The organism is Cryptosporangium aurantiacum, assembly GCF_900143005.1.
GTDB classification, from domain to species: Bacteria; Actinomycetota; Actinomycetes; order Mycobacteriales; family Cryptosporangiaceae; genus Cryptosporangium; species Cryptosporangium aurantiacum.
In genome coordinates this window covers 385,485-399,380 of sequence record NZ_FRCS01000001.1, presented here as the reverse complement: position 1 = coordinate 399,380, position 13,896 = coordinate 385,485, and the positions used below count along the sequence as shown (strand labels likewise).

The 13,896-nt window shown below is 70.2% G+C and carries 11 protein-coding genes; 2 read left to right on the top strand and 9 right to left on the bottom strand.

The features are described from left to right. Positions 1-92: 92 nt before the first annotated feature. The 3 genes from BUB75_RS01720 to lon all read right to left on the bottom strand — a co-directional run bounded on the left by BUB75_RS01720 (position 93) and on the right by lon (position 7,427). Entirely contained in the window at positions 93-2,579 is a 2,487-nt protein-coding gene (locus BUB75_RS01720; protein ID WP_073250712.1) for a putative bifunctional diguanylate cyclase/phosphodiesterase, read from the bottom strand. 54 nt (positions 2,580-2,633) lie between these two features. After that, the gene (locus BUB75_RS01715) at positions 2,634-4,916 is read right to left on the bottom strand and encodes a putative bifunctional diguanylate cyclase/phosphodiesterase (RefSeq protein WP_143174983.1); all 2,283 of its coding nucleotides are present in this window, start codon (positions 4,914-4,916) and stop codon (positions 2,634-2,636) included. A gap of 87 nt (positions 4,917-5,003) precedes the next feature. Next, entirely contained in the window at positions 5,004-7,427 is a 2,424-nt protein-coding gene (gene lon, locus BUB75_RS01710) for an endopeptidase La (RefSeq protein ID WP_073250708.1), read from the bottom strand. Between the two features lie 230 nt (positions 7,428-7,657). Between lon and BUB75_RS01705 the strand changes: the two genes are divergently transcribed. Next, entirely contained in the window at positions 7,658-7,876 is a 219-nt protein-coding gene (locus BUB75_RS01705; RefSeq protein WP_073250706.1) for a hypothetical protein, read from the top strand. Positions 7,877-7,890: 14 nt separating this feature from the next. Here BUB75_RS01705 and BUB75_RS01700 read toward each other — a convergent pair whose 3' ends face one another. Both BUB75_RS01700 and BUB75_RS01695 read right to left on the bottom strand, forming a co-directional pair. Further along, complete coding sequence (locus BUB75_RS01700; RefSeq protein WP_073250703.1) at positions 7,891-8,421, bottom strand: DUF6328 family protein; 531 nt, start codon at positions 8,419-8,421, stop codon at positions 7,891-7,893. A 52-nt stretch (positions 8,422-8,473) separates the two neighbouring features. Beyond that, positions 8,474-9,226, bottom strand: coding sequence for a GntR family transcriptional regulator (locus BUB75_RS01695; protein ID WP_178379733.1), 753 nt, complete (start codon positions 9,224-9,226; stop codon positions 8,474-8,476). A gap of 139 nt (positions 9,227-9,365) precedes the next feature. Here BUB75_RS01695 and BUB75_RS01690 point away from each other — a divergent pair, with 139 nt between their 5' ends. Then, on the top strand, positions 9,366-9,629 hold the full coding sequence (locus tag BUB75_RS01690) for a hypothetical protein (RefSeq protein WP_073250699.1): 264 nt from the start codon (positions 9,366-9,368) through the stop codon (positions 9,627-9,629). A gap of 69 nt (positions 9,630-9,698) precedes the next feature. On the opposite strand, the gene BUB75_RS01685 is transcribed toward BUB75_RS01690, so the two are convergent. Genes BUB75_RS01685 through BUB75_RS01670 form a run of 4 tightly spaced genes read right to left on the bottom strand, consistent with a single transcriptional unit; the run spans position 9,699 to position 13,790 of the window. Beyond that, positions 9,699-10,586: an ABC transporter permease gene (locus BUB75_RS01685; RefSeq protein ID WP_084740124.1), complete on the bottom strand. Its 888-nt coding sequence runs from the start codon at positions 10,584-10,586 to the stop codon at positions 9,699-9,701. Beyond that, positions 10,586-11,431: an ABC transporter permease gene (locus BUB75_RS01680; protein ID WP_073250697.1), complete on the bottom strand. Its 846-nt coding sequence runs from the start codon at positions 11,429-11,431 to the stop codon at positions 10,586-10,588. Before BUB75_RS01680 ends, BUB75_RS01685 begins: the two co-directional genes overlap by 1 nt. After that, a complete protein-coding gene (locus BUB75_RS01675; RefSeq protein WP_073250695.1) occupies positions 11,428-12,588 on the bottom strand; it encodes an ABC transporter ATP-binding protein in 1,161 nt (386 codons plus the stop codon). Before BUB75_RS01675 ends, BUB75_RS01680 begins: the two co-directional genes overlap by 4 nt. Further along, entirely contained in the window at positions 12,585-13,790 is a 1,206-nt protein-coding gene (locus BUB75_RS01670) for a polyamine ABC transporter substrate-binding protein (RefSeq protein WP_073250693.1), read from the bottom strand. The genes BUB75_RS01675 and BUB75_RS01670 overlap by 4 nt, the downstream gene beginning before the upstream one ends. Positions 13,791-13,896 lie beyond the last annotated feature (106 nt).

Here is a 13,896-nt window from a genome sequence, read left to right as displayed (position 1 = left end):
TGCGGCACGTGGCGAATACCGGCGTGGCGCAGCGGAAAGCCCACCCCCGGCTCGTTTTCACCCTGGCACAGGAGCCCTGATTTCGCTATACCCTATCGAGAAGATAGGGAATTGGTCTCCTCGGCGAGCAACGCGTCCAGCGCCCGCGCGTTCACCGGCTTGGAGTACAGGAATCCCTGCGCCCGGTCGCACCGCAGCTCGCGGAGCACGTCCGCACGCTCGCTGGTCTCGACCCCCTCGGCCACCGTGGACAGTCCGAGCGAGTGCGACAGCTGGAGGATCGCCTTGGTCAGCGCGGTGTCCTCGCTGTCCGCACCCTCCGGGCCCTCCATGCTGAACGCCCGGTCGATCTTGAGGATGTCGACCGGCAGCCGGCGCAGATAGGACAGCGACGAGTAGCCGGTCCCGAAATCGTCGATCGCGATCCGGATCCCTCGCCCGCGGAGCTGCTGGAGCCGGGCGACCACGGTCTCGGTCTCCGCGGCCGTGGCCGCGATCATCGTCGACTCGGTGATCTCCAGGACGAGTGCTTGCGGGGGCAGCCCGCTGAACCGCAGCGCGCCGAGCACGGTCGTCACGAACTCCGGGTCGTGCAGCTGGGCGGTGGCGACGTTGACCGCCACCGAGATGCCGAACCGGGCGTACCAATCGGTGGCGTCGACGCAGGCCTGCCCGAGCACCCAGGCGCCGATCGGGACGATCAGTCCGCTCTCCTCGGCGATCGGTACGAAGTCCGCAGGCGACACGCGGTCCGCTCCGGGGGCGTCCCAGCGCAGCAGTGCCTCCACCGAGCTGATCCGCTCGGTGACCAGGTCGACCACCGGCTGGTACTCGAGGACGAACTCTCCCATCGCGACCGCGCGCCGCAGCCCGGCGAGCAGTTCGACCTGCTCCAGGTGGGCGGTGCGCAGGTCCGGCCGGTACGCGACCATCTGGTTCTTGCCCGCGCCCTTGGCCGCGTAGAGCGCCAGGTCGGCGTTGCGCAGCACGTCGCTCGGGGTGGCCGGGCCGGCGCCGACGTAGAGGCCGAGGCTGGTCGTGAGGTACAGATCGTGGGCGGCGACGCGGAACGGGCCGCGGAGCGCCTCGGTCAGCCGTCGCCCGATCGCCGACACCTGCTCGTCGTCGGTCTCGGTGAGCAGGACCGCGAACTCGTCACCGCCGAGGCGCGCCAGCAGCGCGCCGGGAGGCACCGCGGCGGTGAACCGGGCCGCGACCTGGATCAGCAGCTCGTCACCCACCGGATGCCCGTGGCTGTCGTTGACGTCCTTGAACCCGTCCAGGTCGAGCAGCAGCAGCCCGTACCGCTGGCCGGCCTGCTCCGGATCCCGCGCGTCGGCCAGCATCCGGTCCAACGTGTCGGTCAGCTTCGAGCGGTTCGGCAGACCGGTCAGCGGGTCGTGCAGCGCCCGGTAGGTGAGCTGGCCCTGCAACGCCTGCTGCTCGGCGAGCGCCGCGCCGAGCGCGGCCGCCTGGGCAGCCTGCTCCTGCTCCCGGCGGTACGCCTCGCGCGCCAGACCGGCGCTGCGGATCGCGAGGTAGAAGCAGAAGCCGGTGGTCATCGCCGCCGGATACGCGACGTCGATCAGCGGGTCGATCGGCCGGTGGTCGACCGCCGCGACCGCGACGAAGCCCGGGTAGGCGAGCGTCGCGATCCCGAACAGGCCGATCTTCGCCCGGCCGGCCGGCTGGTCACCGTCGCCGTCCTGCCTGCGGACGGCGACCGACCGGTGCCCGGCCGCGATCGCCAGGAACAGGTAACCGGTCAGCACGACGACGCCGGGCCCGGCCGTGGGCACTCCGCCCGACGGGTGGGCACCGTCCACACCCCAGAGGAGATCACCGGCGACGAGCAGCAGCGCCGCCAGCCCGGTCAGCGCGTGGGCGGTGTGCCGGATCCCCACGACGAGCAGGATCACGGCCATCGTGAGCAGCGTGATGTCGCCGATCACGAAGACGAACGCGATCGCCTGGTCGTCGCCGGTCTGCTTGCGCAGGTAGGGGGCCAGCACCAGCAGCCACCCGATCATCCCGATGCCGTAGGTGACCGCCAGCCCGTCGACGATCCGCTGGGAACGGTACGAGCCGCTGCGCTTCACGATCCCGACCAGCCCGGCGACCAGCAGCGGGAACGACACCAGCCGGATGGCCAGCGCCAGCGTCAGCGGAAAGCCGGGAACCAGGAGTACCTCGGGGTCCAGTTCGGCCACGATCAGCCCGCAGAACCGGGCGACGAGGCCGGCGGCGATCAGCCACCACGGCCAGATCGGCGTCGGCCGATGGGTGGCGACGCCGTACACGAACCAGCCGACCGCCCAGACCATGATCGTCAGGTAGAACAGCGGCGACAGCGGACCGGGCAGCGCGAACATCAGCCACGGCACCAGGAGCATCGCGGCGGAACCGACCAGCCAGACCGTGCGTTCGCGGGTGGCACGACGAGCGGCGGCGCGCGCCAGCGCACTGGTCGCGGAGCCGCCGTCCATCGGCGTGGCCTCGCCCGACCTGGTGCGCACCACCAGGCCGTCGGTCGAGGGAGCGGCCGCTGCCGGTACCGGCGCGGCCATGTCGGTCTGCACGGTTGTCTGTACGGACGTCGAGCACCCGACCTGAGGTTTGACTCGGACCAATAACTAGGACGTTCGGGTGACTTCTGGCATAACGCGCGCCGGTCGCGTGGCCAGGTACTCGTCGACTCGCTCGGCGGGAAGCGGCGGGGAGAAGTAGTTGCCCTGCATGTAGCGGCAGCCCAGCGCGCGGAGCCACTCGACGCGATCAGCGGACTCCACCCGCTCGGCGATGGCCCGCAGGTTCAGCGTCGAGCAGATCTGCAGCACGGCCCTGGTCAGCGCCGCGTCCACGAGCGTGGCCGCGGCGGCGTCCGGCGCGGCGGCGTCGGGCGCGGCGGAGAGGTCGGCGGCGCCACCGAGCGCCGGATCGAGCTTGAGCGCGTCGACCGGCAACTGCCGGAGCAACGCCAGTGACGACTGCCCGGTCCCGAAGTCGTCCACCGCAACCCGGACGCCGCACGCGCGCAGCTCGGCGACCCGGGCGGCGAGCGTGGCCGTCCGCCCGCTCATCCCGCTCATCGTGGACTCGGTCATCTCCAGGATCAGCGCCTCGGCGGGCAGGCCGCTCTCGGCGAGCGCGTCGGCGACGAGCGCGGGCAGGGCCGGGTCGCGCAGCTGCCGCTCGGAGACGTTCACCGCGAGCGAGACGCCGTACCGCTCGTGCCACCGCCGCGCCTCGGCGCACGCAGTCGGCAGCACCCAGGCACCGATCGGGACGCTCAGCCCGGCCGCCTCGGCCACCGCGAAGAAGTCGCGGGAGAGCACGAGGTCACCGCCGGGTGGTGCCCAGCGGATCAGCGCCTCGATCATCTCGGCCCGGCCGGTGACCACGTCGACGACCGGCTGGTAGTGCAGCACGAACTCGTTCCTCGCCACCGCCTGGTGCAGCCCGGCGGCGAGCGTGGCGCGCTCGGCGTGCGCCGCCCGCAGCGCCGCGGAGAAGACCGCCACCTGGTTCTTGCCATTCTGTTTGGCGGCGTAGAGCGCCAGGTCTGCGTCGCGGAGCAGGACCGCGATCTCCCCGGCCTCCGCCCGGATCCCGACGCTCACCGTGACGCACAGCTCGCGGCCGTCGATCGGATACGGCGCGGCGACCGCGTCGACGAGCCGACGGCCGAGTTCCGCGGTGGTCTCGGTGTCGGCGGGGTGCAGCAGGACCGCGAACTCGTCGCCGCCGAGCCGGGCCGCGACCGCCTCGACCCCGGCCCCGGTGACCGCGGCGACGGTGCCCGACACCCGGGCTGCGACCTGCCGGAGCAGCGCGTCCCCGGCCGGGTGACCGAAACCGTCGTTGACCGCCTTGAACCCGTCGAGGTCGAGCAGGAGCAGCGCGGGCCTGCCGCTCGGCGCGAGAGCGTCGAGCGCGTCGGTCAGCGCAGCCCGGTTGGCCAGCCCGGTCAGCGTGTCCCGGAGCGCCCGGCGCTCGGAGTCCCTGGCCTGTTGATGGACGCGCAGCAGCAGCGCGATCGAGAGCACGGCCATTCCGGCCACCGGCAGGACGACCCCGCTCCAGCGCCCCAGCTCCTCGGCGCGCAGCGCGGTGACCGTGAGCGCGGTCGGCGGCGCGACGACCGCGAGCAGGAAGAGCGGCATCCGGGTGTTCCAGCCCACCGCGGCCGGCGTGGGCTGCCCCGCGGTGTGCAGGGCCCACCACCGAGACGCGGCCGCGGCCATCGTCCCCGCGCCCAGCACGACGGCCAGCGCCCACCGCGGGTCGGTGCCGCCGAACAGCGGTCCCCACCAGACGAGACCGGACAGGAGCAGCAGGCCGACCGCGCCGACCAGGAGGCCGGTCTCGGTCCGGCTCTCCGAGGCCAGCAGCAGGCGCAGTATCAGGCCCCAGCCGAGCAGTGACGCCACGGCGAGCAGCGCGGCCGCGGCCTGCGCCCAGCCTTCGGTCGGGTAGTCGACGACCCGCGAGCCGGCGATCGTCGCGATGCTGGTGCCGATCCCGAAGACGACCACGGTCGCGTCGATCAACCCGCCGCGACCGGTGCCACCGTGCGTCCGCCGGACCACCCGGATCAGGCCCGCGTTGACGACGAGCAGGCCCACGACCTGGCCCGCCATCACCAGCAGCGGGTCCGGACGCTCCCCGTCGGCCAGCAGCGACGCCACGAACCCGTCGCTGACCAGCGTCAGCCCGATCCCGACCAGCACCATCGGCGCGCCGGGGGTGGCGTATCGCAGACGCGGCGCCTGATCGGAGACGACGGTGGCGATCAGCCAGACCACGGTGACCGTGTAGACCGCTACGGCGGCCGCCGTCGGCAGAAGGGGAAGGGCACAGAGCGGCGGCAACCCACCCAGCAACGGTGGCCCCAGACCGCCCAGCGTTCTCGGCACGCTCTTAGCTATACCTTGTTCACTCCCAGCTACAAATAGCGACAGGAGGCGCCGGGGTCTCCCCCGGCGCCTCCTGGTGCCCGTTCGTCAGGCTGCGTGCTGAACCTGCGCCGTGGTGGCCGGCTCCAGCGCGAGCGCGACGACGTCCGCCACGTCCTCCATCAGGTGGACGGTGAGCGCCTCTCGCACGCTGGCCGGGACGTCGTCCAGGTCGGCGGCGTTGCGCGCGGGCAGCAGCACCTCGGTCAGCCCGGCGCGGTGCGCGGCGAGCAGCTTCTGCTTGACGCCACCGATCGGCAACACCCGGCCAGTCAGCGACACCTCACCGGTCATGCCGACCTCCGCCCGGACCAGCCGACCGGTCAGCAGCGACGCGAGCGCGGTGACCATCGTGACGCCCGCGGACGGGCCGTCCTTCGGCACCGCACCGGCGGGCACGTGCACGTGCAGCCGGCGACCCCGCAGCTCCTCGGGGTCGGCCCCGAAGCGGTCACCCTGGCTCCGCAGGTAGGAGAGGGCGATGTGCGCCGACTCCTTCATGACGTCGCCCAGCTGACCGGTGAGCACCAGCTCCGGCTCACCGTTTCCCTGCGCCCCCGGCGCGGCGTTCGCCTCGATGAACAGGACGTCGCCACCCGCGCCGGTGACGGCCAGGCCGGTCGCCACGCCCGGCACCGCCGTGCGCTCGGCGGACTCCGGCGTGAACCGGGGCCGCCCCAGGTAGTCCTTGAGCGTCTCGACCGTGACGTCGATCGGCGTCTCCGGCGGGTTCTCCCCGGCCAGCTTCGTCGCGACCTTCCGCAGCACCCGCGCGAGCGAGCGCTCCAGCTGGCGCACGCCGGCCTCGTGGGTGTACTCGCCCGCGATCAGCCGCAGCGCGTCCTCGTCGATCGTGACGTCGGTGCTCTCGAGCCCGGCCCGCTCCAGCTGCCGCCGCCAGAGGTGGTCGCGCGCGATCGCGACCTTCTCGAGCTCGGTGTAGCCGTCCAGCCGGACGACCTCCATCCGGTCGATCAGCGCCTCCGGGATCGCCTCGGCGACGTTGGCGGTGGCGAGGAAGAGCACGTCCGACAGGTCGAGCTCCACCTCCAGGTAGTGGTCGCGGAACGTGTGGTTCTGCGCCGGGTCGAGCACCTCGAGCAGCGCCGCCGCCGGGTCACCCCGGTAGTCGGCACCGATCTTGTCCACCTCGTCGAGCAGGACGACCGGGTTCATCGCGCCGGCCTCCTTGATCGCCCGGACGATGCGGCCCGCCTGCGCGCCGACGTAGGTGCGCCGGTGACCGCGGATCTCGGCCTCGTCCCGGACGCCGCCGAGCGCCACCCGGACGAACTTTCGTCCGAGCGCCCGCGCGACCGACTCGCCGAGCGAGGTCTTGCCGACGCCGGGAGGACCGACGAGCGCGAGCACCGCGCCGCTCCCCCGGCCGCCGACGATCTCCAGCCCGCGGGCCGCCCGGCGGTTGCGGACCGCCAGGTACTCCACGATCCGGTCCTTGACGTCGTCGAGGCCCGCGTGGTCGGCGTCCAGCACCGTCCGTGCGTCGCCGACATCGGTGCGGTCGTCCGTGCGGACGTTCCAGGGCAGCTCCAGCACCGTGTCGAGCCAGGTGCGGATCCAGGACGCCTCCGGCGACTGGTCGCCGGTGCGCTCCAGCTTGTCGACCTCGCGCAGCGCGGCCGTGCGCACCTTCTCCGGCAGGTCGGCGGCCTCGACGCGGGCCCGCGGGTCCGCCTCGGGGTTGTCGTCGTCGCCGGAGATCTCGCCGAGCTCCTTGCGGATCGCGGCCAGCTGTTGACGGAGTAAGAACTCCCGCTGAGTCTTCTCCATCGACTCCCGGACGTCGTCCCGGATCGTCGCCGCGACCTGCAGTTCGGCCAGCTGCTGCTTGCCCCACTCCAGCACCAGCTCGAGCCGGACCGCGACCTCGGCGGTCTCCAGCAGCCGAAGCTTCTGCTCGGTCTCCAGGTACGGGGCCCAGCCGGCGATGTCGGCCAGCTCACCGGGCTCGGTGATCCGCCGGATCATCTCGACGACCTGCCAGCCGCCGTCGTTCTCCTCGCGGTGGCCGAGGATCTCCTGCACGACCTCGCGGTACTCGGCCGCCAGCTTGTCGACCTTCTCCTGGTCGGTGGCGCTGATCCGGTCGGGCAGGGTGGTCGCCTCGACCCACAGTGCGGCGCCGGGCCCGTTCACGCCCTGGCCCACCTTGGCCCGGGACACGGCACGCAGCACGGCGGCCGGGCGGCCGTTGGGGAGGCGGCCGACCTGGTCGATCGTGGCCAGGACGCCGACCTCGTGGTACTTGCCCTCGATGCGGGGGACGATCAGCAGCTGCGCGTCGTCGTCATTGGTGGCCTTGGCCTTCGCCGAGTCGACTGCAGCCCGCGCTTCGCCGTCGAGCTCGACCGGGATCACCATTCCGGGCAGCACGACTGCGTCGGTCAGCGGCAGCACCGGCAGGGTGAGAGTGGTGACGGGCCCGCGCGGCCCGCCGGGGGATCGATCCATCGCCGTACCTCACAGCAGTCGGAAGTTGAGTCCGACCGACTCAATGCTTACAGCGTTGCTCCCATTCCCGGGCGGCCGTCCGTTCGCTCACAGCGGAGCGGGGCCCGGCCCCAAAGGGAGGACGGACCCCGCGAATGCAATTCCCAGATACGGGTATCTGTGGCATCGTCCGCGCGTTCGGTGACAGGGTGATGACAACCCAGGAAGTCCGCGGACCGAGAGGGGAGCCAGTGCAGTACCACCGGCCGCTGATGCAGGAAGACGTCGAGACGGCTCACCGGCTGCTCACGATGCACCAGCCCACGGCCCCGGACGCCCAGGACCGGTCGTACTGCGCCAGCGCCACCCACTACACGCCTGCCCTCTGGCCGTGCGCCCGCCACCGCTGGGCGATCGCGGTGCTGGCCGCGGACGAACGGGGCGAGATCGACGACCCGGACGAAGGCTGAGCCGCCTGCGCTTCCTACTCCTCGTCGGCGCCGAAGTCGCCCCGCTTGGTGCGCAGCCGGACCCACGGGATCAGGAACCAGAGGACGACGAGGAACACCAGCGCGATCAGGCCGCCGGTCGCCGCGACGTCCTTGCTGAACATGACGTCGAGGATGACGGTCAGCGCGCCACCGAGCGCGAGCGAGAGCCAGACCAGACCGATCAGCGCGAAGATGTTCGCGGTCTTGACCACTTCGTCCTTCATCGCGCGGCGGAACACCAAGCGGTGATACCCGACCGGCGCGATCAGGAAGCCGCTAGAAAGCAAGGCACAGATCAGAGCACCGATGTACATGGCCCGGCCGAACGAGTCGACCTCTGTGAAGCGCTGCTGGAACGCCAGCGTCAATAAGAACGCGAACAGGATCTGGACCCCGGTCTGCGCGACGCGGAGTTCCTGGAGCAGCTCGCTCATGTTGCGGTCGAGCCGCTCCGCAGGCGTCTCGTCGCGCCGCAGGTGGTCTCCGTAGTCCGCCGCTCGTACCGGGTGCTCATCGGTGCTCATGGCACGGTCGTTCCCCGGTTCTGCGGCTGTTCAATCCTGGTCCATGTGCCGTTCACGCGAGGTCGATGCGGTACTCCAACTCGGCCCGGTCGCCGGGCACCACGATGTCGACAGCCGCCTCGACCGCACGGTCGCCCGCGAACATCGTCCGAGTGATCGTGAGCATCGGCGTGCCGACCGCGACCGAGAGCGCACGGGTCTCGTCGGGCTGCGGCATGCGCGCCCGCACGACCTCGTCCACCCGCGTGACGACGACGCCGATGCTCGCCAGCGCGGCGACCGTGCCGCCGGCCCACGGCTCGTTCCGCGGCTCGGCCACCGGAGTGCCCGCAACCAGGTCGAGCGGCAGGTACGACATGCTCAGCTGCTGCGGCAGGCTGCCGTCGAAGAACAGGATGCGCCGCTCCAGCACCGCGGTGCCCGCCTCGACACCCAGGAGACCGGCGATCTGCTCGGTGGCCGGCACCTCCTGGAAGGAGGCTTCGGCGCGGTACTCCGCCCAGTCCAGCGGCCCGCCGGTCGTGGCGGCGTCGAGAGCCTGGCGGTACCGGCTCGACGCGATGCGCCGGATCGGCAGCGAGTCGCGGACGAACGTGCCGCGGCCGTGGTGGGTGACGACCAGACCCTCCTCCCGAAGCATCGTCATCGCGAGACGCACGGTGTTGCGAGCGACGCCGTAGCGCTGCATGAGCGTCATCTCGGACGGAATCGCCGAGCCGGGTCCGTACTCACCCGAAGCGATATCTGCGCGCAGTTGGTCGGCCAGCTGCCGGTAAACAGCCCGGTCACCGTGCGGATCGATCATGCGGCGGAGGCTACAGAGGGTCATTCTCACGATAGCTCGTTGACACGTTGGAATATCCTGTCTAACCTCAAGAGCAGCCGGGCAACCCCTCCATTTCCCAGCCATTCACGTGGCTTCACGAGCTATGGGAGGAAAGTCCGTGTCGGACACTCCTCATCCAGAAGGCGGGTTCATCCTGCCTGCGAACCCGGATGCCGAGCAGATCGAAACGGCCCAGCTGTATCTCGAACAGCATCGGCCTGATCATCTGCGGCAATGCACCACGTTGACGTGTGCGATCGGGCCGCTCGCGCAGGACTGGCCGTGCCGACGATGGCGCTGGGCCGGCGAGATCCTGCGTCGTGCAGGCCTCCCGGTCCCGGATCCCGGCACCTATCCGCTCTACGGACCGACCGCGTTCTGAGCTGCCTCACCACGCGGCGACGCCCGGCCACCGCTCGCGGTGGCCGGGCGTCGGTACGAACGAACAGTCCTACTTCGCCGCGCGGCGGGCGGACCGGCGGAGGGCGAACTTGCTGCGGTACTGCGCCGCCAACACCAGGAACAGCGCCAGGAAGAACATGATCGAACCGATGACGTTGATCTGTGGCGGAACTCCCCGCTGGTTCGCACCGAACACGAACATCGGGAACGTCACCTGGCTGCCCGAGTTGAAGTTCGTGACGATGAAGTCGTCGAAGCTCAGCGAGAACGACAGCAGCGCGGCCGCCACGATGCCCGGCAGCACGAGCGGCAGCGTCACCCGGCGGAACGTCTGGTACGGCGTGGCATAGAGGTCGGCCGCGGCCTGCTCCAGCCGCGGATCCATGCCCTGCAACCGCGCCTTCACCGTGACGACGACGAAGCTCATGCAGAACAGCACGTGCGAGATGAACAGCGTGGTGAAGCCCCGGTCGACGCCGCCCTGAACGAACAGCGCCAGCAGCGACGACCCCATGACCACCTCGGGCGTCGCCATCGGGAGGAACACCAGCAGGTTCGTCGGCTGCCGCCCGCGGAACCGGTGTCGGACCAGCGCGAACGCCAGCATCGTCCCGAGCACCGTGGCGCCCAGCGTCGCCAGCAGCGCCAGCCGGATCGAGAGCCCGAGGCTCTCGCACATCCCGCCGATACCGCAGACGTCGGTCCAGGCGTCGAGCGAGAACTCGTGCCAGGCGAAGTTGAACCGCCCGACCGGCTTGTTGAACGAGAAGATGAAGACGACCACGACCGGGAGCAGCAGGTAGCCCAGCGCCGCGAGCCCGGCGAACGTCACCAGGTGCTCACGGATCCAGGCCAACGCCGCGGACGCCGAGGACCGCGGGGCCCGGTGGCCACCGCCGGTCCAGTCACCCTGACGATTCTGCGTAACCGTCGCCATCAGACCAGTTCCTCCGTCCCGGCCCGGCGGACGTACACGAGCACCATCGAGATGATCACGACCATCAGGATCACCGACAGCGCGGCCGCGCCCGGGTAATCCAGTGAGACCAGGAACTTCTGCTGGACGACGTTGCCGATCATCCAGGTCTGCGGCGTGCCGAGGAACTCCGCGTTGACGTAGTCACCCGCAGCCGGGATGAACGTCAGCAGCGTGCCGCCCACGACGCCCGGCAGCGACAGCGGGAACGTCACTTTGCGGAACGTCGTGAACGGGCTCGCGTAGAGGTCGGTGGCGGCCTCCAGCAACCGGCCGTCGAGGCGCTCCAGGCTCGTGTAGAGCGGCAGCGTCATGAACGGCAGGAAGTTGTAGGTCAGACCGCAGACCACGGCGATCGGCGTCGCCAGCAGGCGGTCGTCGGTGAACGAGAGCAGGCCTACCGCCCGCAGCACGTCCGCGACCCACCCCTCGTCGGCGAGAATGATCTTCCAGGCCAGCGTCCGCACCAGGAAGCTGGTGAAGAACGGCGCCACGACGAGGATCAGCAGGACGTTCCGCCACCGGCCGGCCTTGAACGCGATCGTGTACGCGAGCGGGTACGCGATGATCAGCGCCGCCAGCGTGGCCAGACCGGCGTAGACCAGCGAACGCAACATCGTCGGCGCGTAGTCCTGGAACACGTCGGCGTAGATGCCGAAGTTCCAGGTCATGACGTAGCCGGTCTCCAGCGAGCCTTCCTGCAGCGACTGGCTGACCAGCGTGATCGTCGGGACGATGAAGAAGACGGCCAGCCACGCGAGGCCCGGCAGGACCAGCAGGTAGGCCGTCGACTTGCGAGCACTCATGAGACCGTTCCTGCCGGCACCCCGCCCAGCTCCGGGTCGAAGATCTCCCCGGCGTGGGCGTCCTGGCTCCCGTCCAGCCCGAACGCGGAAGCCGGATCCCAGTGGATCTGCACCTCGTGGCCGGGCCGCGGGCCCAGGTCCGAGGAGAGGTTCTGGGCGAAGACCGACAGCACCTGGCCCCAGCGCGTCCGCACCTGGTACTGCGTGCTCACGCCGATGAAGCTGGAGTCGAGGACCTGCACGTCTAGCCGGTTGTGCCGCTCGGGGACCGGTGCCCCGTTCGGGCTCAGGTGCAGCTTCTCCGGTCGGACGCCGATGTAGAGCCGGTTCGACTGGGACGCCGACCGCGAGGCGGGCAGCGCGACCCGGTGCCCCGAGACGTCGAGCAGGAGGTCGCCACCCGACCGGCCGGTCACCGTGCCCGGGAGCAGGTTCGACTGACCGAGGAAGTTCGCGACGAACACCGTCGCCGGCGTCTCGTACAGCTCGACCGGGCCGCCCAGTTGCTCGACCCGGCCCTGGTTCATCACCGCGATCGTGTCGGCCATCGACATGGCCTCTTCCTGGTCGTGCGTGACGTGCACGAACGTGGACCGGACACCGGTCTGGATCTGCTTGAGCTCCAGCTGCATCTGGCGGCGCAGCTTGAGGTCGAGCGCGCCGAGCGGCTCGTCCAGCAGGAGCACCTGCGGGCGGTTGACCAGCGCGCGGGCCAGCGCGACCCGCTGCTGCTGACCGCCCGAGAGCTGCGCGGGCTTCCGCTGGGCGAGGTCGCCCAGCTCCACCATCTCCAGCGCCTCGTGGACCTTGGTCTTGACCTCCGACTGACGCCGGCGGCGGAGGCCGAACGCGACGTTCTCGAAGATCGTCAGGTGCGGGAAGAGCGCGTAGCTCTGGAACACCGTGTTGACCGGCCGCTGGTACGGCTTCTTGGTCGTGATGTCGTCCTGTCCGAGCAGGATCCGACCCGCGGTGGGCTCCTCCAGCCCACCGACCATCCGCAGCGTCGTCGTCTTGCCGCAGCCCGACGGGCCCAGCAGCGCGAAGAACGACCCCTCCGGAATCGTGAGCGACAGGTTGTCGACGGCCGTCATCGGCCCGAAACGCTTGGAGACCTCGATCAGCCGGAGGTCCCGCCCCGTGCCCGGCCCGGTCACGCGCCGATGACCTTCGCGAACTTGTCCGCGTAGGAGCGCTCGCTCGCGTCGTCCAGCGGCTTGAACGTGTGGAGCTTCGCCAGCGTGGCGTCGCTGGGGAAGATCAGCTCGTTCTTCGCGACGTCCGGCGCCGACTTCTCGAGGATCTCCTTCGCCCCGACGACCGGGCAGATGTAGTTGACGTACGCGGCGAGCTCGGCGGCGACCGCGGGCTCGTAGTAGTAGTTCATCAGCAGCTCGGCGTTCTTCTTGTGAGCGGCCTTGTTCGGGATCAGCATGTTGTCGTTCGCCCGGGTGGCGCCGGCCTCCGGCGTCACGAACTTGATCTTGTTGTTCTCGGCCTGCAGCTGGACGATGTCGCCAGACCACGCGATGCAGGCGGCGACGTTTCCGGCGGCCAGGTCCTGCGTGTAGTCGTTACCGGTGAAGCGGCGGATCTGCCCGCTCTTGACCGCGGACTCGAGCGTCGCGAGCGCCTCGTCGAACTGGGCGTCGGTCACCGACGCCGGGTCGTTGCCGTTCTCCAGCAGGATCAGGCCCATCGTGTCGCGCATCTCGGTCAGCGCGGTGACCTTGCCCCTGAGCTCGTTGCGCGTCAGCAGGTCGGTGATCGAGTTGACCGGGCCGGTGACGTCCTCGTTGTAGGCGATGCCCGCCATGATCCCGGCCCAGGGCAGCGAGTACTCCCGCTTCGCGTCGAACTCGACCTCGGTCAGCGAGGGCTCGATGTTCTTCCTGTTGGGCACGTTCTTGGGGTCGAGCCTCTGGACCCACTTCAGCCGGATCAGCCGGGCGGCCATCCAGTCGGTGAGCACCATGACGTCGCGCTTGATGTCGTTGCCTGCCGCGAGGTCGGCGCGGACCTTTCCGAAGAACTGGTCGTTGTCGTTGATGTCCTCGACGTAGTTCACCTTGATCTGGGTCTGCTTGGTGAACTCGGCGAGCGTCGGGTGGACCTTTTCGTCGTTCTCGTCCACGTCGATGTACAACGGCCAGTTGGAGAAGTTGATGACCTTGTCCTTGTCGGAAAGGTCAGTCGCGGCCTGCTCCGCCTCGGTCTTCGAGGCACCTTCCGTCCCACACGCCGCCAACAGCGGCCCGCCGGCAGCCAGTAAGCCCGCCGCACCGGCGCTTCGGAGCACCGACCGACGCGACAGCAGCTGGCGCAGCGACCGGATCACGTCCGGGTCGACATCCGTCATCGGGGCTGCTCCTTCGAACCTGAGATTGGGCCGCGATAGCGGACCGTGATTGTGAGAATGTGTCGGGGTAATACTTCCGCTACGGTGCGGCTGAGGCCAACGGTTC